Here is an 18961-nt window from a genome sequence, read left to right on the forward strand (position 1 = left end):
TGCATTCACTGGCCTGATTCTCCGCAACTCGTGGCTCAAAACTCCACACAAGTGGCTTTTTCATTCCGCAATACTCAGCCGGCCTTCATTTTGATCTTTGCTGCTGACGCGTATGTAGCCAAATTTGCGATGTTCCATAATTCACCTCTATAAACGATTGTTTTCTCTCATTATACCTGAAAACCGTTCGTAAAAGTGTGTGCAATTTCGCGAACGTTCGTAAAGTCATTTGATACATTTACGAACGCTCTTTTCGGCCATTTTTAGTCTTTTTCAAAGCGTTCGTAAAAGTGTACTTTTACGAACGCTTTTATTTCCAGAATTATCTAGCTATTATTTTAAATTCTAAGTATATTTAATTTAAGAGTTTTATTTGGGAAAGACGAAAAATTGAGTGTGCCTTAAGTACAGTTAGTTACATTCACTTAGAAAAATAGGAAGTGATAATAACGTGGAAATTGAACAAACATTAAAAGAAACACTATTGCGGTTGAAAGTTATGAACAATGAAGAGTTGAAGTTTGAAGTGAGCCAATCTGAAACCCGGTTAATTTCATCTCTTTTGAAGCATATTGGAACAACGGACCCAGAACTTAGAGACCAATTAATTTACAGTATGTTTATCAGGTTGATTGCGGAAAACATGTTAAACCCTCTGACTCTACAATCCATTCTTGAGACTTGCTTGGACAACAACCATCTGTTTTATCGAGTCGGAGAAATAGCATCAGATTCCGTGTTTACGCGCTCTTTTTCTTCTTTAGTGATTGCAGCTATATTGGAGAACGACAAAAATAAAAGGTATCTTTCAAAAAGCACACTTAACGGGGTCTTCGAGAAGATTCAGGATTACTTAAATTCTGAACAAGATACAAGGGGCTATGTAGAAGGAAAAGGATGGGCTCACAGTATAGCCCATGGTGCAGATATGCTGACATCAGTAGTGAGACATCCGATTTTCACAATCGAAGAATCGAAAGTCGCCTTAAACTCCGTAGAGAAATGTTTATTCAAAAAGGGAATCTATACTGATGACGAGGATGAAAGGCTGATTTTTGTCATCGATGCTCTTCTTGATAAAAAATTAGCGGAAACAGATTTAAAGATATGGATTCTACATATTTTCGGTAAACTAGAAATCATTTTTCAGAATGAAGAATATTCCTTACTCTTTTTTCAACGAAAAACAAACATAACTAATTTTATGAAAACCTTATACTTTCGTTTAGGATTCAAAAATAGTGGCTCTCATGTAAGAGGCTGTATTGAAGATAATCTAAAAATCTGGCATGACAAAGTGTATACAAGCGCAACAGATTAACTAGGGTTTTATTTTAGGATCTATTTAAGATTGGTATAGCAAAGGATTTAGCTATTATTTAATATGCAATTTTCTTAAAGATTTTAGTTTACATATCAAGAGGTTATCGGAAGTAAAATGAATGGAAGAGTCGCTTACAAGAGCTGACTCTTTTTTCATGAGCATATCTTTGCCGAAATCCAGTTATCTAAAGTAAAAGTGCGATGTTTTGCTTATGATAAGATTAGGGTTAGTGTGTTGTTTCACAAAGATTCGAATATATTTGATACATAAGCAAAAAAATCTATTTTTTGTTCACCTTTCCTTAGGAAGAACGTTTTAAAGAGGGGAGGTCGGTGAATGGGCGATACATTGATGGACCAAAAATTATATGACTACTTAAAAATCGTCAAGAATTATTTGATGAAGATGGGGGCCTCCAAAGAAGATGCTGAAGATATCGTTCAGGACACCGCCTATAAATTCATTCTCTACATTGATTCTATCAGCCACAAAAACGTAGAAGGCTGGTTATTTCGTGTAGCAGTTAATGGATATTATGATTTGTACCGGAAGCGATCGAGAAGACAGGCGATTGCCTTAAAATTCAATTTCCAGCAATTGTTTGAGGAATTTACTCCCGAAGAAGCTGTTTTGCAGAATGAACGAAAGGAAGATGTGGACATGGTCTTGAAGAAGCTGAAACCGAAGCATCAGCAACTGCTGCTGCTAAAATACAGTTTAGACCTGGCCATCCGAGATATTGCAGAGCTTTATGAGATGAAGGAAGACTCGGTGAAAACGACATTATACCGGGCACGCAAGGAATTTGTTCAAGAGTACAGGAGGCAAGGGTATGAGTGAAAATAATGATTTGTTCACAAGGGACAATGATTTTTCCAAACTGGTGAAAAAGGCACGAAGGAGATCGCTCATCAAGAATATCGTGATTTCCCTTTTTGTCAGCTTGCTATTGTTTGCCGGTCTTTTTTGGCTGGGGACTTTTTTGATGTATAAGAAAATGGACAAAGAGATCAGCTATGATTATGCAATCCAATCTATACAAGGGGCTAACGTACAGAACATGGGGTCGTTGTATAACTACACGCCATTTACAGCTTCTGTCACGACTGAAACCAAAAAATTCATATCAGGTGTACCTGTTCCTTGGGAAAACCACGAAAAAGTTTTTTCTGTTTTTGGATCTTCGCGGAACATTCAATCTAATTTTGTTACTGGAACAGGAAGTATTGAGGACGAAAGAATCCCTGTTTACTTTCAAGGAGAACGGGTGATTGAATTTTATACTCCAAATGGAAACTACGAATTTCTTCCAGATGATAGATCCCTGTTAAATAAAATCAACGAAAATAAAGTGGTCGAAATGGCGTTTTCTTTTGATGCTGCATACAGTATAGAGGAAGTGGAGAACAGATTTTCTAATCAGTTAAACTGGTACTGGGTGGATACAGGCTTTACAGAATTGCAAACCGAAGAGCTAGAGCCGATTTTCGGAAATAATGCCCACGGTTTCCTTACAAATCAAGATTCTGTAGAGTCAGCAAATAGGTTTATTCAACAAATCAAGTGGCTGCAGGAAGAACAAGGGGATTTTCAGGAGGAAGCCAATCACTTTTATGAAACGATGACTAAAAACGGACAAACCGATCTGGAACCGGAAAACTTAGAGATAATTGGAGTTGTTGTTACTGGAACTCCAGAAGAATTAAAACGATTCAATGATACACAGATGATACGAGTTGCTGTTCTCGGAGTTACTGCAGATGAATATTAAATTCTGAAAAGAGCTGAATGTTCAGCTCTTTTTTTGTTTACTTTTTTAAAGCTGAGGCGTTTAAAGAAGAAAGGAGGTTAAAAATGGAGAGAGAAACCGATTTTCCTATCCAACGTGATCGATTTAATAGTTTGATTAAGCGAGCAAAACAAAGAGCTCTTTTAAAAAGCATTGTAGTTTCGTTAGGTACGAGTCTAATTTTTCATTGGGTTATTCATCGGAAATTTCTTTGAGTTTTAACATAACCAGAAGTAGAAAGGGTGGAAATAATGGTAAAGACAAAAGTTGGAATGGTAGTTGGTAGTATTATAGGAGTATTTATTCTTGTATATGGAACAGCATTTTTGTTCCATCTGCTTTTTGGCGGATATATGTTGGAAGGTGGGTTGGCGAACCTAAATTACGGAGTTTTAGCTTTATTATGTGCAGTTCCTTTTGTCTTGAAAGCGCTGATAGGACGAAGTAATCGTTCAACGGGTTATGCAATTTTAATGAGCGCTGCTTTATTCTCCGTTTTATTCGTTCTTGTTCATTTGGTAGTGGTGCTTTCGGCTGAAGGGATGCAGGACGATGCTGTTACAAGAATACTGGCAGTTTTCCCATTAAGTGCATTACTCCTGGTAGTAACCCTGCACTTTACAACAAGAAAGGAAAACATCTCTTGAACGGGAAAGGTTTAGTATATTTAATAAGCTTACCTATCTTGAGGTTATCGGAATATAGGAACGAGAAACCACTACTTTTTTTTCTGATTTTCTATCTGTAGGTAATTTCGTAATGAAATTCTAATTAATAAAAAATAGAAAAATATGGTATATTGATAATGGTGGAATTTGGAATCTGATAATATAAGTTCATCAAAGCAAACGCGAGGTAATTTGGCTTTTAATTAGACACTGGAGGATGAGGTTTTGGAACAGATAAAAAAGTTAGTAACGGAAGCTGATTGGTTTTCTGCGTTTAATGTTTTAAAAGAGCTGCGTACAGACTTAACGGAAGAGAGTTACTTGTCGATATTAACTGAAATGCAAAGTGACGGATATGAAATGTACGCTATGTATAATAATGAAAAAATAGTAGCCGTTATAGGGTTTAGTTGGCGTATAAATTTTTATAATAAGCGACACATCTATGTATACGATCTTGTTACCGCAAAAGAGGAAAGATCCAAAGGCTACGGAGAAACCCTATTGTCTTACGTTGAAAAGTTAGCTATTGAAGGTGAAGCAAATTATATCGCGTTAGAATCAGGAATTCAACGCATAGAAGCTCATCGATTCTACGAAGAGAAGTTGAATTTTGACAAATTTTGTTTTTCGTTTCGAAAAGAAATATGAATTTTGAAAGCACGAAAACAAACTGGAATACGAGAAGTAAGAAAGAAGGAGCCAGATTGGTTCTTTTTTAGGTGAACTTTTATAACTGCTTGAATTTAATTTCCTGGGAAAGTGACTAATGTGATTACTAAAGGCAAAATTAAAAGAAGTATTATCTTATAGGGCTGTTAAGAGAACACTAATAATTTATCCATTAATTTCATTTTTGGGGTAGGGAAACTGCATTTTACAACAAGGAATGGATAAAAATAAACTGTAAGATATTAAACATGTTTACATATGAGTGATTATCAGAAGCTTTTCAAATATAGAAGAGAAAAAGGTGATTAATACTTGAGTGAAGAGTGTAAAGCTATATCGGCGCACTACCTAGATAGAATGAGAAGGATGGAGACTCATTATAGTGATTGGTCTTTTTGAATTCCTAAACTTCTATTCTCTTCACAAAGTTATATTTTACAAATGCTCTAAAGTAGAGGAAACTATTTACATTAAAGTTTAGATAACAAATAAATCAATTTTAAATTTATATGGTGATTTTGCAGAACTTTAGAAGTTAAAAATATTGGCCACATCATTTCCGAAAGTTCCCCTCTTACCGCTATGAATGATCTAAATGGCTCCTTCTTACGTTTAGTTGAAAAGAACGAATGGAAGGGGAACGCGTCATGAATAAAAAAGTAGGTTTATTACTGGCAGGGGCTGCATTGATTTTAGCAGCTTGTGGAGACGATGGAATGCAAACAAGTGAAGAACAAAATGACGTTGCCGAAGAAACAGAAGTTGTAGAACAAGAGAAGAGCAACGAACAAGCAGCCAGTGAAGAAGCGGAAACAGAAGAAACAGAAGAGAGTAGCGAAACGCAGAAGGAGGGAGAAGCACCTGAAGCCATAAGCGGAAAAGCTTCTGAACTTTTGTCAAAAGGTGAAAAGACCAGCTTTGTGTTCAATCAAATAGGAGAGTTTTCCATCTTTTGTGAACCCCACCCGGTCATGAAAATGACTGTCGTGGTGGAAGAAGGAGCTGAACTGTCCGGAGAAGTGGAACTGGATATTGCCGATTATGAATTTAGTGAAGAGACAATCGTCGTTGCACCGGGTACGATTATTACCTGGACCAATCTAGACGGGGCTCAACACAATGTGGCTTTTAAATAGAAGATTACTTTCTAGCGTACTGGGCGTTAATCCGGTAAAAGTTAAAACGAATACAGCCAGTCAGCCAACGTCAAGCGGACAGCGCAATCTTAACCTCGAATGATGGCCACTTTTGCCAGTGTTACATTCGGGGTTTATAGTTTTGTTCTCAAGTATGCACCACTTTGTGAAAGAAGTTGCGTCTATTGGTGATGAAATTCCAAAACGCCTTCCTTTCTAGTTGAGCTTACGTTTTTGACGAAAAAAAGAAAGAGCCGGTGTTTCGCTCTTTCTAAAGAATGGCAGAAGGTTGGAAATGTGTGGGACCGACCAAAAACATTTCTCAATTCATTGATGTCGTGTCAATCAATGCTGCTTCTATAATGTAGCGATCAGGTGCTGAACCGATGAAGTTGAAGGGGTAGCACGTTGTGAGCGTCAGTGTCGGTTGCGTTTTCTCGACGATTACGGAGCGATCCTCCGCATCTGTTATCCAGGTTTTCTTGATTTCATATTCGTACTGGATGTTTTCAAATTGGACATACATGCGGGCGCCCTGTTCCAATTCCCCGAGCCCCCGGAATACCGTGTCCCGGTGACCGGATAGCACCGTGTGCCTTAGGCCATCTGGTGGAGTGGTGAAGTTTCCAGGATGATACCCCACCCCTTGCATAAGTGTTTCCTCGTCCGTTCCCCAATAGACGGGGTATTTCATATCCAGGTCCGGAATCAGCAACCAGCCGATCTCAGCTCCCTTTTCATATTCTGCATAATCACGTGGAATCGGTTCTTCCATCTTTTTAGCAGCTGTGGACGATGGAATTACCTCTTGGGAAGAAGTTAATGCCGGTTCGTTGCCGTTGCCGGGTTGTGTAAGCGCCTCGGTGGTTTTCTGACCCGTCTTTTCGTTTTCGACATTTGCAATAATATCATTTTTCCCGATGGCTTCCTGACTGAAAAAAATACCGGACATCCACAAATAGCCGTTCCAGACGGCGAAAAGTAATCCCGTTAGGATCAGTATCGAAGCCATCTTTCTTCGCATGATCTGCCACTCCTTCAGAAACCCGTAGTATAGATGCCCATTCCCGTTTTAGCCGTTTTCTAACCGTTGAAAGAGGAGGCTGGTATTCTTTATGGTTAAATATATTCAATATTCAGATAAATATGTCTAACATATATGGAGGCAGGGTAGTTGGAAGGTATCACCTGTTTGGTGAAATAGGGTAAAAGGAGAGGAACAAATGAAAAAGTTCTTGGTTTTACTGCTGGCCTCGCTGCTGGCAGCCGCAGGATTTGCTGCCGCCGTTTCCGCCGCTCATGAAGGATTGGAATTCCATGTGAGTTTGAGTTCGGATCAGGAAGTCCCTGCAGTCACCAGTGAAGCAACGGGTGAAGCACATTTCATGGTCAGTGAAGACGGAGAGTCAATCGATTACACAGTCAGTGCTAACGAACTGTATGCTACATTGGCTGGACATCTTCATAGCGGCGCAGCTGGTGAAAACGGTCCGGTGGAGTTGTTTTTGTTTGAGAACGAAGAACCAATGGATTACAACGGAGAAATAGCGTCAGGAACGTTAACGGCAGATGATCTGGTCGGAGATATGACGTGGCAGGAGTTTTCGATGGCGCTTGTAGCCGGTGAAATTTATGTGAATCTGCATACGGAAGAATATCCGGATGGTGAACTTCGGGGTCAGCTGATGGCAGATGCTGCAGAGGGCGATGAAATGGCAGACACCGCTTCAAATGGTCCGATTTACACCATGATCGGTTTGCTCGCAGTGCTGATGGGCGGAGTAATGCTTATTGGACGCCGCAAGGGAACCACAATTTAAAAAGCCTCTCCAAAAAGCTGAAGTCCTGTTACGACTGATAACAGTAGTTCAGCTTTTTTATTTTGTTTGAAAACTTACATAACAAAAAGGGACTACTATCTTTTTAGGTTTTAGTTAAGGAGAGTATATGTTAAAAGTCTTTACAAATTGTTTTATCTACTTGTATTAGTTATCCTTTCAACTGATTAAAATAGTCACGAAATTTAATTACCTGAAATTTCTTCTAGTGTACAGGTTAATAATGTCTAAATATTTTGATAATTTAGACTTTTAAGGTTTACTTAAATTATGATAGGGAAAAGGGGGTGTGTATCATTTTTTTGCTTAAAAACAAGGTGCCTATTTCACATAGTGAACCAGGTAAATACTTAAATCTAATAAATGGAGGTGCAATAAAAGTAAGGATATGCAAGGATTTTGGGGAATTAATAGATTTCAGGTAAACATTTTCTAATTGAACTTTCCTTGTTGAGTTCAGCTAAGCTCCTTTTCAAAAAAGAAATAGAGCACATTAATCTATTGTTTCTTCAGTCTTTTACTAAAATTAAAAGGAGTGTTGGGAAATATGAATTTGAAACGAATCTTTGCTTTATGTATGGTGTTATTGCTATTAGTTCCGTCTTTTGCATTAGCTGATAGCCATGCACCGAAAGAAGGACCTTCCATTTCCACACCAGCCGCTGAATTAAGAGCGACACTCAGCCAGCTGTTAGCCAGTCACTTTGAGTTCCAGACATTGGTCGCAATAAAAGAATTCGAAGGCGCTGAAGACGCTGAAGCGGTAGAAAAACAACTTGATCAAAATGCAGCAGCACTTGCTGATGCAGTCGGATCTGTATACGGAGAAGAAGGCGCACAACAATTTGCTGAAATCTTTTCTTCTCAATATGATAATACTGCAGGATTAGCTGAAGCTGTGAAAAGCGGAGATGAAGCACAAATAGAAGAAATCAAAAAACAATTGCTTGAAGAATTCCCTGCTGAATTGGGCGGTTTTCTAAGCACGGCTACAGGTGGTGCTTTGCCAGCGGAAGCTGCAGAAGAAGTGCTTCGCGCGCATGAACAATATGTACTTGATGTATTTTTCAGCTATACGGATGGAGATTTCGATGCTGCTTATGAGTCTTTCAATGAAGGCTACAAGCAAATGTATGCGGTTGGTGCTGCATTGGCACAAGCCATCGTTACACAAATGCCCGACAAATTTGAACATACAGAAGCAATTACACCGGCTTCTGATTTAGAAGCAACACTTAACCAGCTTCTGGGACTTCACCTGGACTATCAAGTGCTGACAGCCATCAAGCAATTTGAAGGCGCTGAAGATGCTGAAGCTGTAGAAAAGCAACTTAACCAAAACGCGGAAGAGGTTGCTGCTGCGGTCGGATCTATTTATGGAGAAGAAGCGGCACAGCAATTTGACGCTATTTTTGCTGGACAATATGAAGACACTGAAGGATTTGCTCTTGCTGTGAAAAGTGGAGATGAGGCGCAAATAGAAGCAACGAAACAAGTCTTACTTCAGGAATTCCCTGCTGAATTGGGTGGTTTTCTAAGCACAGCAACTGGGGGCGCTCTTCCTGCTGATGTTGCAGAAGAAGCGATTCGCGCGCATGAACAAGATGTCATTGATATCTTCATGAGCTACACTGAAGGCGACTTTGATACTGCTTATGAAAGATTTAATACAGCCGAAGACAATATCAATGTAGTCGGCACAGCTTTAGCCGGTGCCATTGTTACACAAATGCCGGATAAATTTGCTGCCACACCAGGAATGCCGGAAACAGGTATGGGCGGAATGGCGGATTCAGGAAATATGAACTGGATTTTGTACACTTTCCCATTACTGGCGCTTGCAGGAGCTCTAGTATTCACTAGAAGAAAAGCGTTGCAAGAATAAGATCATGATTAAAGGGAGAAGAAATTCTTCCTTTAATTTTTTATGAAAGGAGCGATTGCAATGAACTCATTTATTAAAAAAGCTTTCCTCATATATATTCTCTTTCTTTTTACAACCCTCAGCGGCAGCCCGATTCAGGCGACCGATTCTTCGCAAACGGCAAATGACCTTGAGTTTTGGGAGATAAAAGAACGGTTCTCCCAAGAAATTGTTCAGGAGGAAGATACACTTGAAGAAGAGATTTTGAAAAAAACCTCTTCCATCAGTTCGCCTCCCCCTGCTGAGGAAAAAAGCACGGAAGAAAAGCAATTCGGCGTGACCCCTGCTTTGATTGAAATACCGGCAATCGATGCACAGGCAAAAGTGATTCCTGTTGGCCAGACGGCAGATGGCCACATGGAAGCACCGCAAAGCATCTATGAAATTGCGTGGTATGAACCTGGGATAAAACCTGGAGATACTGGCAATGCCGTTTTGGCCGGCCATGTAGACGGCCTTTCCGCGCCTGGAACTTTTTATAATCTAAAAAAATTAGAACCGGGAAATGAAATTCACATTACTGGAACAGATGGGACAAAACTTGTCTTTATAGTCCGGGATAAGAAATCCTATTCGCCTGAAGATGCACCGATCCAAGAGATATTCGGCGGCAGTTCGGAATCGCATTTAAACCTAATTACTTGTACCGGCGATTATAATAATAGTACTGGTGATTATGAGGAACGGTTGGTCATTTATACGGATTTGATTGAAAGTTAGAGCTAGCAGACTTCAATAGAGTCTGGAGGCACTGAAAAACAATATTAGTCTGGAAAATTCATCTATATAGATACCTCCTTATCAAAATAGTAGTTATACAAGAGCAAAATACAAAAGAGGAAAAGCAGTGCAACTCAGCACTGCTTTTCCTCTTATATCTATAATACTCTTTGCTACTTAATAGGCTGGATAGACCTTCTCTATAGTTTTGTTTGGAAAAGTGTACTTTTACGAACGCTTTCACTTTTCTTAACTAAATAGAGAAAATGCAAAAAAGATAAATGAATATAAAGGTCACAAACATTACATATGGAGACAGGCAAGCATAATTGTGATCATATTTTCCACTGAAATTTTAGGGTTTTACTAATGAACGACTATAAATTGTCAATATTATTAGGAATTTTTTATATTGTTTTAATTACTGTATGAGGCATGTATAGTGCGCTATGAATAGGTTGCGAGACAAAAAAACTGAGTAAAATTTAGTATGAACATTCAAATAAAATAATTAATATGTTTAGGATAAAAGTGTCAGGGAAAGTGAAAGAAGGCAGGATTATTACAATTGCGCTACATTAATATGAGATTTGTTACAGTTATAACCGGGATTTCCAAGGGTGTATTTTACTAATTTAAAAAATATGTCCAAAATGTGATCTAAACTTATCTCGCTTACGTAGTTGTAGTAGAACGATCGGAAAAAAGCAGGAACAAACAAAACTTAGGAGGAATTTTATTATGAATTGGAAAAATGCGAAGAGAACAGTGATTGCGGTCCCATTGAGCGCGGCATTACTGGCTACAGGAGCTGGAGCAGTTAGTGCATCTGGCGGGAACAACGCTGATGTACCCGAGAAAATGGCAGCACCGACAGTTGAAACACCAGCCGCACAATTGAGAGCGGATTTAAGCCAGCTATTATCCACGCACTTCATCTATCAATCAGAAGTGGCATTGCAGGCTTATCATAAAGCTGAAGAAGGCGGGCCGACTGGTGACGGACTTGAGCAAGCGCAGGCACAGCTTGAGGTGAACGGTGAACAACTTACGGCAGCAGTGAAATCCGTATACGGACAAGAAGCAGCTGATGCATTTGATAAAATCTTCGATACGCAATATGAAGACAGTGCAGGATACGGTACGGCTGTTGCAAACGGAAACGAAGAAGAAATTGCACAAGTCAAAGAAGATTTGTTGACAGTATTCCCGACAGACCTCGGGACTCTTTTAAGCCAGGCTACAGGTGGAAACCTGCCGAAGGATACAGCGATTTCAGTTCTTCAGGAACATGAAAAAGATGTTATGCAATTTCTTGATCACTCCATTGCAGGCGATTTCGAAGCAGCTTACGCAGAATTCAATGAAGGCTATGAGCGGATGTTCACAGTCGGCACAGCATTATCAAGTGCAATTGTGACACAAATGCCAGAGAAGTTTGAAAACACGAAAGCGGTAACACCAGCATCAGATTTAAGAGCCACTTTCAGCCAATTGCTTGGTGCTCACTTCTATTATCAAACAGCTACATCAGTAGAGGCGTATGAAGCTGCTAAAGGCGAAGGCGGAGAAGCATTTGAAGCTGTTAGCGAAATGCAGGAAGCGAATGCTGAACAGATGAAAGCGGCAGTGAAATCACTTTACGGCCAGGAAGCTGCTGACGCATTCAGCGAAATCTTCTCTACACAGTATGAAGACAGTGAAGCACTTGGAGAAGCAATTGCCAATGGCGATACGGAGAAAGTAAACGAAATTACCGATATGTTGCTGAATACTTTCGCTGTTGACTTAGGTACTTTACTGAGCGAAGCAACTGGCGGAGAACTGCCAAAAGAAACAGCAATCAGTGTTCTTCAGCAACATGAACAGAGCACGATTGACATCTTAAACAGCTATGCAGAAGGCGATTACGAAACGGTTTATAACACGTTTACTGAAGGTCATGCATTGATGTTCACAATCGGTCAAGCATTATCAGGAGCAATTGTTAATCAGAATCCTGAGAAATTCGCAGCTGCACCAGGAATGCCGGAAACAGGCATGGGCGGCATGGCGGATTCAGGAAATATGAACTGGATCTTGTTCACATTCCCATTATTGGCACTTGCAGGAGCTCTTGTATTCACAAGAAGAAAAGCATTACAAGAATAAACAAATAAAAAAGGGGAGATCTATTCTCCCCTTTTTTATCAATTTTATAATGATCCTGGACTTTCATAAGCAGAAAAATTTTGTCATTAACTCTGAATTGAAAATGAACTGAATTTGGAATAGGCATACTTTATTAGTATTTCTATTCGTGCTTCAGTAAAAAGTTCTTTTCGCATAGAGAGAATTGTACTTTTAGCAGATATGCTGTATGTATTTTTTTAGATAAGGAGTGAAAATTGTGAATTCAGTTATCAAAAAAGTCGGCCTTATTTATATTCTGTTTCTTTTTACAACGTTCAGTGGAAACCCAATCCAAGCAACCAACTCTTCACAAACGGCAACAGATCTTGAGTTTAAACAGATAGAACAACGCTTCAAACAGGAAATTGCGGTGCAGGAAAATTCGGTGAAAGAAGAAGTTTTGGAAAAAGTCTCTTCCTTGAGTTCAACTTTCGCTGGTGAAGATACAAGCCTAGAAGAAAAACAAGTCGGCGTGACGCCGGTTCAGATTGAAATCCCAGCAATTGATGAAAAAGCGGAAATCATAGAAGTCGGCCAAACGCCGGACGGGAATATGGCAGCGCCTGCCGACATCCATACGATTGGGTGGTATGAACCAGGAGTGAAACCTGGCCAGAAGGGCAACGCAGTGCTGGCCGGTCATGTAGACGGTTATAACAGCCCTGGGAGCTTTTATAATCTGAAAAAGCTGGAGCCTGGAGACGAAATCCATGTCATAGGAGAAGACGGCAAAGTATTGACTTTTATCGTACTGGATAAGCAATCCTATACACCGGAAGATGCTCCGTTGAATGAAATTTTTGGAGCCAGCTCAAAACCGAAGTTAAATCTGATTACATGCACCGGAACTTTTGATACTGACAGTGGTCATTACGAGGAACGATTGGTGGTTTATACAGAATTGGTGGAGAGTTAGTAATAGAGAATAGACCCAAAAAGTATAGGTATGAAGAAATTTAATTTCACTGGTATATTCTTTATAATTTTAGAAGGAATAGTTTGGCTCACTTAACTAAGTCAGGAGACAAAATTAAAGAGAATATAAAGTGTCCATCTAAATAAAAGCATAGGTAGTCTAGTTCTAAGTGGGTAAGTCCCACCTGTTGATTTCGCCTATTAAGTAAGGGTGAGGAAATGAACTGGGAACCAAGAACTTTCATAGGACTATCAAAGGAGAGAAGAACTTGAAACAAAACTATCGCATGATGTTGAATCAATCCGTTCTTTACCTTTTTATGATATCTAAAAATGTGTACATCGAAAACGAGGTATCTTACATTACGCTGTTTGTCAGGTTGAGTAGAGAACACAGACTATTGATTTCTGGAAAATGGAACATCGAAATTGAAACGGTTTGGGCTGAGATGGAAGACATACGGCAAGAACATGCACCTAATGAAGTGAAAAAACTGCCTAATTGTATGCGACAATATTATGTTTCAGAGAAAGTCTTTAATGGATTGCATGATCTCGCGAAAAACCAAACGAAAGACTTGCTTCTTATTACACCTCTTCATCATAATTTCTACCGGCAAAACTTTGATTTGTGCTAAGGGTGGTCCTAATCGCCATCTAAATGTCGATGTTCAATTAATGTATATTTGAAGTAAGAGATATATGGAAGTTCAACTATATATTTTCTAGCCTTCTGCAAGAGAACGTTAAGTGATTGGTGTGATTAGATTAAAAAAATATTTTCCAATATCCAGTTTACATATCCCGAATTATCGGTAGTTGTTTTGTTATACAAGCGGAGTTTATAAACATAAGAAGCAGAGAAGTTCAACAATGAACTGAACCCCAAATGAGGATCAATTTTTAAGGTGCCTGCCATTCAGGGTTCAGTCCCATTAAAATAAATTTACCTTTCTTATTTCTCTATAAAAGAATACTTTTATAAATAGTTAGAAATACTGGATATCTATTGAGAAGAAACTGATAAATATAGATAAAAAGTAAAATATGTAATATATTTTAAATTTATGGTTTTATTTGGTATAATTATATTGGTGTTATAAATGAAGATAAGTAAGAATAATCCGGAAAATGAGAGGATCTTATAAGATTTTACAATACATTAAAAGGAGTGACTTTTTGTTGAGTGATAGAATTATCGAATTGATTATCTCTGTTTTTGAAACTAACCCGGTTGTAATTTTGTTTATACTAATTTTTTCATGGATATTTATATGGTTAACCAAAGAAATTCGTATTCAGCTTGATAAAGAAAGAAATGATCAAGAAACTGAGGTGAAAACTTCTTTAGAAGTATTATGTCGAATTTTATCTGAAGGGGAGAAATATAGATCTCATAGGGATAAAGAAAATTTTTTCAGTGCCATTTACGCAGCTCTGCCATTTATAGATTATAGGTTTGCAAGAGAACTTCTTTCCGGAATCAATCAAGAAGAAACACCGGAAGAGCAAAGAATCTTGAATTTAACTGAACTTGTTCATAACAAAATACTTATTCTCACTCCAAATAACAAAGTGTTTTCTAATTCAATGTATTTATTTGAGGATGTAGAAAAGATGTTTTTTAGGATTTGGAATGTAATTAGACCTGCAATCTTATCTTTTTGTGTATTAATCTTCGCAATACTACTTTGGATGATTGCCTTTCCTTTAGAAAGCCAATTTTGGGCAGTTGTAAAACCGGCTTGTTTTACTTTGAGTGGTGTTTTATTAGTCTTTACTATTGATTTAATTAAAGATGGAAAAAGAATAAAGCTTATTTCAACAATTTTTGGATCAAGTTCGGTCTTGTCGCTAATAACAGTATTTAGTCCTGAAAAATATTCGTGGATTCCTTTAAGCTTGTTTATTATTTTGCTTTCTACGGCATTCTATATGGGAATAAAAGATAAAAAGAAAAATACATAAACTTATATATGAATTGAACCCCAAATGGAGGAAACTTTTATAAAGTTTCCTCCATTTGGGGTTCAATTCAATCCCGGCTCTTTTATTAGTCTTATTATAAAATTAATAGCAAAATTTCTTAAAGTTTTCCGTTATTCGCGCTTTTCCTTCAGTATTTGCTGTGCCCACTCTTGAAGCGACAAACCTCTTGTTGAAGCAAGCCCCAATAACTCTTCATAAACTTCTTCTTCAAATATCAATTGGACCGTCCGGTCACTGCGACTGAATATCCATTTGTCCTCTTCACTCGCCACTTTTCCAGACTGAATGTAGTTCCGCAAAATTCGTATCGCATCTTTTGCTACAAATTCATTCAGCGGATATTGCCCGTTCCGAATAGAGGCGACCAGTTGGCCGTTCCGGATTTCCGCATTGAAATTTTCCACCCCACAGACGGCATACAACGCATCCAGGATCCGGTAAAACGCTTTTTTGCCGGTCGGCACGAACAGGTCGGTGAACCCCTGCTGCGCTTCTTGCTTTTGTCGGTGAATCGCATAGCGCGGTTCCAGGTCATGGGACCGCAGGGCTTCCAGATAAGGCAGAAATTCATGGTCGTCCAGGAAAAAGCCCAATTCCCTCTGGTCGTTATATTTCAGGCGGACTGGCTGTTCCCCGGCCAACAGGAAGGACTGGTAAAGCGCCACGTCGGCAGCGGGTACGTAGAGGTGGTTCCGCTTGGAGCGAGTCGATTTCTGTTGCTTCAAGTAGTTGCCGATGGCCTGTTCCTGTTCGGGGGTGACGGCATAGCGCTGCTTCGCCGACTGAACGGTCAGGGGCACCGATTGGATGTCCAGATCCAGCGCTGATATGGCTTCCTTCACTTTTTGCGGATAGACGCCGAACGATTTGGCCACTTCGGTAATGGAGCGACCTGCCGCATTCAACTGGTCTTGTTTAGCCTTCAGTTGATCGACATCCTCTCGGACAAAGCGACTGGATCCGGACAGTTTATGCGGATCGTCCACTTTCCGGATCCACCCCTTGTTTGCGTAGCCATAGACGGTCGGGACACTACAGCCCAATACACGGGCCACTTCTGCGGCGCTGTAAGACGGCTGCATCACCCATTCACCCCGTACTTCCGAATGATCAGCGCCTGCAGGAACGTATGAAACAAATCATGATCCAACGAGCCGACCAAGTCGGAAAGGGACGTTTCGTAGTTCTGGCCGAACAGGTCCGCTGCGGCTCGTGCGATCTTCGCATAGCCGCCGCTGAAATCGACCTCATCGAACAGGTCGAACGAACGGAATCCGTCGCTGCTGAAGTAAGGTCCCATTTTTTCATACAGTTCATCGTCGCTGGTTAGAACGAAAAGAACCGCCTGGTACTCGGGACTGGTTTGCTGGTAACGCGTCAAGTCATTCAGCCGTTGAAAGAACAACGACCGGTGGGAGGCGGATAGAAACTGCGGGGACAGTACCGGTTTTTCCGGGTGTTTGCCGCTGCAATCTGATTGCGAATGGGACAAGAATTTTCCTCTTTTCTTAGGATTTATTTTTGAGTTTCTTCTATTATATAGTGCGTTTCTGACAGACCCATTTTTCGACCTGTATTCAGCGAGCGATTTCCTGCTGGTGCTGCGGGTTAGTTCAAACGAATCGGGTTCTTGTTTTGCTACTAGCCGTGAAATGTTTTTTCAGCCAATAGGCAGTTGTCCGAATTGCTAATACAGGTTTTCGCTGGGTGGATCCTCATGATGAAAAGACAAGTGAGATGTTCAATAACTCTACTTTCCATTTGTTCTTCCGTTGAATTTTCCTTCATCGATTTCGGGTGAGTATCTCCTTTTGTTTCCTTTTTGAAAATCTGTCTTTTTTGGACGGCTTTCAGTTTTTCGGATCTTCAGAAGGAAAAACGAAATGGGGTGAAGTGAATTGAATGATAAATTATCTATAATCATTATACTATATAAACTATAAATACAAATTAATTTTAATCAATTATAAAATAAAATGATAATAATTATTTAAAATAAACCTAAACAAAGGGACCATTTGTTTCATTACAATACTAAATAAGTTAAAATAAAGGAAAAAGATATTCTTTCCTTAGAAAAATAGAGGAAGAAAATGGAATGGAAGAAAAGAGGATAAAAATCATGGAATTGATCATAACTGGAAGTTTTGGGGAATTGCAGCTTTCGGAATTGTCGATGGGGGAGCTGCAGCAGAAAATCGATGCCGCGGAAAAGGGGAAGCAGAATCCGTTCAGTGAATTTAACGACGTGGAAATCCTCATGTGGTACATCCACGAACAAAAACATGCCGATGCCAAAAACGATCGATCGGACAGGACACGTCGGGAATACGAAAACGAGCTGCGGCTGTTCATCGAACACCTTCTGCAGCATGGAAACGAAATCGGGGTGGATATCGAGCACATTAAAGAAGGCTCCTTATTCAAGTCGCTCGAGCCTCGGCATTTGCGCCGGTACCAGGAATGGCTGGTTTCCAGCAGTCCCTATGTCCAAAAAGGGAAGGTCTACAGTCCGGCCACGATCGCCCGGAAAACGACGATTTTGAAATCGTTCTTTCAGTACCTGTACCGGGGGCTGTACATCCGGACGGATGTGGCCAGCGGTTTGCGCATCGCGACGGTACGGAAAGACGACCGACCGGATCGCGACCTGGGACCGGGGGATGTCGTCAAAGCGTTGCGGGCCTTCCGTAACATGGAGCACCACGTAATGTTCGGCATTGTCCTGGTGTTGTCGACCACTGGGCTGCGGAACGAGGAGTTCTGCAAATTGAAAGTGGGCGACGTCAAAAGTGACCGGATCCTGGGTGGCCATTATCTAGTGGTGACTGGCAAAGGGAATAAGAAACGGCAGATTCCGTTGAAAGAAAAAGTGCTCGAGAGCATCCGGCTGTTCCGGCAGGCACGAGGCTTACCGGTGCTTGCGGAAGCCGATCCGGCAGCACCGCTGTTTACAACCAACCGGGGGACCGCTTTTTCGCCATCCTATTTGATCAGCTACATGACGAAGGAATTCAAGAAAATTGAACGGGAACTGGAAGGCATCGATGTGAAGCTGACGCCGCATGTGTTCCGGCATGCGTTTGCGATTACGTCCAGACTTAATAAGGCGGATGCTTATGATATCATGCGGTCACTGGGACACGAGAAATTGGAGACGACACAGATTTACTTGGAGAAGGTCTTTGCGCGGGAGGGGCATGCGATTAACCAATGGGCTGAAGACGCATTGGATGAAATTTTATAACAAGGGGGATCGGTATAAAAAAGGCTTTTTTATCTGCGATTAAAATCACTGGTATAAAAGTAATTTCGTTTGGTTTATTAATAATTTTTTTGCCATCCTTAATCAGTCTAATTTTAAACATTCCTATAGGCAAATATACTATTGGCTCAGAAGATGCTTGGGTAGGATTTTGTGGAGGGTATATTGGTGGGATAGCCGGTGGTATCGTAGCATTTTATATAGCAAAACTTCAAATTGATGAAATGGGAAGAGGACAGAATAAAGTATTTACTGACAATTATTCTAGAAGCTATTTATAAATTGAAAACTACTTCGATAAAATAATGCCTATGTTAAATGAAGATAACTTTTTGGTAAAGAAAATGTATTTACATCTAAATAGCGAAACAAATGCTCAAAACACTGCTAGTTCATTTGATAGGAGAAGCTTCTTTAACGATATAGATATTTATCTAGCAGATCTGAAAGGAATAGCCGAAGAAATAAAGCATTTTCAAAATTTACTAAAAGAAATTCCTTCAGAATACATACCGATTAGGGTTTAATTCTTTAAAAAATATATTTTAA

Annotated in this window: 18 protein-coding genes; 15 read left to right on the plus strand and 3 right to left on the minus strand. The window is 39.8% G+C overall.

From position 1 onward, the window contains the following. The first annotated feature begins 451 nt into the window (after positions 1-451). From DP120_RS17060 to DP120_RS17085, 6 genes are all read left to right on the plus strand, one after another. Complete coding sequence (locus tag DP120_RS17060) at positions 452-1321, plus strand: DUF2785 domain-containing protein (protein ID WP_112224840.1); 870 nt, start codon at positions 452-454, stop codon at positions 1319-1321. Positions 1322-1660: 339 nt separating this feature from the next. Continuing rightward, positions 1661-2164, plus strand: coding sequence for an RNA polymerase sigma factor (locus DP120_RS17065; RefSeq protein ID WP_084245853.1), 504 nt, complete (start codon positions 1661-1663; stop codon positions 2162-2164). Beyond that, positions 2157-3095 carry an anti sigma factor C-terminal domain-containing protein gene (locus DP120_RS17070; protein ID WP_112224841.1) on the plus strand — a complete coding sequence of 313 codons (939 nt, stop codon included), beginning with the start codon at positions 2157-2159 and terminating at the stop codon, positions 3093-3095. The genes DP120_RS17065 and DP120_RS17070 overlap by 8 nt, the downstream gene beginning before the upstream one ends. A gap of 269 nt (positions 3096-3364) precedes the next feature. Next, positions 3365-3760 (plus strand): hypothetical protein, encoded by a 396-nt coding sequence (locus tag DP120_RS17075; RefSeq protein WP_112224842.1) that lies wholly within the window; start codon positions 3365-3367, stop codon positions 3758-3760. A 246-nt stretch (positions 3761-4006) separates the two neighbouring features. Continuing rightward, positions 4007-4432: a GNAT family N-acetyltransferase gene (locus DP120_RS17080; RefSeq protein WP_112224843.1), complete on the plus strand. Its 426-nt coding sequence runs from the start codon at positions 4007-4009 to the stop codon at positions 4430-4432. Between the two features lie 668 nt (positions 4433-5100). Then, complete coding sequence (locus DP120_RS17085; protein ID WP_112224844.1) at positions 5101-5589, plus strand: plastocyanin/azurin family copper-binding protein; 489 nt, start codon at positions 5101-5103, stop codon at positions 5587-5589. Positions 5590-5911: 322 nt separating this feature from the next. Here the strand turns inward: DP120_RS17085 and DP120_RS17090 are convergent, their stop codons facing one another. After that, positions 5912-6613 carry a class D sortase gene (locus DP120_RS17090; RefSeq protein ID WP_112224845.1) on the minus strand — a complete coding sequence of 234 codons (702 nt, stop codon included), beginning with the start codon at positions 6611-6613 and terminating at the stop codon, positions 5912-5914. 199 nt (positions 6614-6812) lie between these two features. Between DP120_RS17090 and DP120_RS17095 the strand changes: the two genes are divergently transcribed. The 7 genes from DP120_RS17095 to DP120_RS17125 all read left to right on the plus strand — a co-directional run bounded on the left by DP120_RS17095 (position 6813) and on the right by DP120_RS17125 (position 15126). Next, positions 6813-7409 carry a CHRD domain-containing protein gene (locus tag DP120_RS17095; protein WP_112224846.1) on the plus strand — a complete coding sequence of 199 codons (597 nt, stop codon included), beginning with the start codon at positions 6813-6815 and terminating at the stop codon, positions 7407-7409. A 565-nt stretch (positions 7410-7974) separates the two neighbouring features. Beyond that, the gene (locus tag DP120_RS17100; protein ID WP_112224847.1) at positions 7975-9312 is read left to right on the plus strand and encodes a hypothetical protein; all 1338 of its coding nucleotides are present in this window, start codon (positions 7975-7977) and stop codon (positions 9310-9312) included. A gap of 60 nt (positions 9313-9372) precedes the next feature. Next, positions 9373-10071, plus strand: coding sequence for a class F sortase (locus tag DP120_RS17105; protein WP_112224848.1), 699 nt, complete (start codon positions 9373-9375; stop codon positions 10069-10071). A gap of 741 nt (positions 10072-10812) precedes the next feature. Further along, positions 10813-12222 carry a hypothetical protein gene (locus DP120_RS17110; protein WP_112224849.1) on the plus strand — a complete coding sequence of 470 codons (1410 nt, stop codon included), beginning with the start codon at positions 10813-10815 and terminating at the stop codon, positions 12220-12222. A 238-nt stretch (positions 12223-12460) separates the two neighbouring features. Further along, entirely contained in the window at positions 12461-13159 is a 699-nt protein-coding gene (locus DP120_RS17115) for a class F sortase (protein ID WP_112224850.1), read from the plus strand. Between the two features lie 268 nt (positions 13160-13427). Continuing rightward, positions 13428-13796, plus strand: coding sequence for a hypothetical protein (locus DP120_RS17120; RefSeq protein WP_112224851.1), 369 nt, complete (start codon positions 13428-13430; stop codon positions 13794-13796). A 544-nt stretch (positions 13797-14340) separates the two neighbouring features. Further along, on the plus strand, positions 14341-15126 hold the full coding sequence (locus tag DP120_RS17125) for a hypothetical protein (RefSeq protein ID WP_112224852.1): 786 nt from the start codon (positions 14341-14343) through the stop codon (positions 15124-15126). A gap of 131 nt (positions 15127-15257) precedes the next feature. Here DP120_RS17125 and DP120_RS17130 read toward each other — a convergent pair whose 3' ends face one another. Both DP120_RS17130 and DP120_RS17135 read right to left on the minus strand, forming a co-directional pair. Next, complete coding sequence (locus DP120_RS17130; RefSeq protein WP_112224853.1) at positions 15258-16229, minus strand: helix-turn-helix domain-containing protein; 972 nt, start codon at positions 16227-16229, stop codon at positions 15258-15260. Then, positions 16229-16639, minus strand: a complete 411-nt coding sequence (locus tag DP120_RS17135; protein WP_112224854.1) for a hypothetical protein — start codon at positions 16637-16639, stop codon at positions 16229-16231. Before DP120_RS17135 ends, DP120_RS17130 begins: the two co-directional genes overlap by 1 nt. A 630-nt stretch (positions 16640-17269) precedes the next feature. On the opposite strand from DP120_RS17135, the gene DP120_RS17140 reads away from it, so the two are divergent. Together DP120_RS17140 and DP120_RS18290 are read left to right on the plus strand one after the other, a co-directional pair. Further along, positions 17270-18394: a tyrosine-type recombinase/integrase gene (locus DP120_RS17140; protein ID WP_240612027.1), complete on the plus strand. Its 1125-nt coding sequence runs from the start codon at positions 17270-17272 to the stop codon at positions 18392-18394. A gap of 89 nt (positions 18395-18483) precedes the next feature. Then, a complete protein-coding gene (locus DP120_RS18290; RefSeq protein ID WP_133257406.1) occupies positions 18484-18693 on the plus strand; it encodes a hypothetical protein in 210 nt (69 codons plus the stop codon). Positions 18694-18961 lie beyond the last annotated feature (268 nt).

The organism is Planococcus halotolerans (assembly GCF_003289955.1).
Classification (GTDB): Bacteria; Bacillota; Bacilli; order Bacillales_A; family Planococcaceae; genus Planococcus; species Planococcus halotolerans.

Excerpts from the sequence above, each read along its gene's own strand:
- DP120_RS17105 (WP_112224848.1), top strand. The coding sequence starts at position 9,373 with ATGAACTCATTTATTAAAAAAGCTTTCCTCATATATATTCTCTTTCTT.
- DP120_RS17100 (WP_112224847.1), top strand. The coding sequence starts at position 7,975 with ATGAATTTGAAACGAATCTTTGCTTTATGTATGGTGTTATTGCTATTA.
- DP120_RS17110 (WP_112224849.1), top strand. The coding sequence starts at position 10,813 with ATGAATTGGAAAAATGCGAAGAGAACAGTGATTGCGGTCCCATTGAGC.
- DP120_RS17140 (WP_240612027.1), top strand. The coding sequence starts at position 17,270 with ATGGAATTGATCATAACTGGAAGTTTTGGGGAATTGCAGCTTTCGGAA.
- DP120_RS17075 (WP_112224842.1), top strand. The coding sequence starts at position 3,365 with ATGGTAAAGACAAAAGTTGGAATGGTAGTTGGTAGTATTATAGGAGTA.
- DP120_RS17090 (WP_112224845.1), bottom strand. The coding sequence starts at position 6,613 with ATGCGAAGAAAGATGGCTTCGATACTGATCCTAACGGGATTACTTTTC.
- DP120_RS17130 (WP_112224853.1), bottom strand. The coding sequence starts at position 16,229 with ATGCAGCCGTCTTACAGCGCCGCAGAAGTGGCCCGTGTATTGGGCTGT.
- DP120_RS17070 (WP_112224841.1), top strand. The coding sequence starts at position 2,157 with ATGAGTGAAAATAATGATTTGTTCACAAGGGACAATGATTTTTCCAAA.
- DP120_RS17085 (WP_112224844.1), top strand. The coding sequence starts at position 5,101 with ATGAATAAAAAAGTAGGTTTATTACTGGCAGGGGCTGCATTGATTTTA.
- DP120_RS17065 (WP_084245853.1), top strand. The coding sequence starts at position 1,661 with ATGGGCGATACATTGATGGACCAAAAATTATATGACTACTTAAAAATC.
- DP120_RS17095 (WP_112224846.1), top strand. The coding sequence starts at position 6,813 with ATGAAAAAGTTCTTGGTTTTACTGCTGGCCTCGCTGCTGGCAGCCGCA.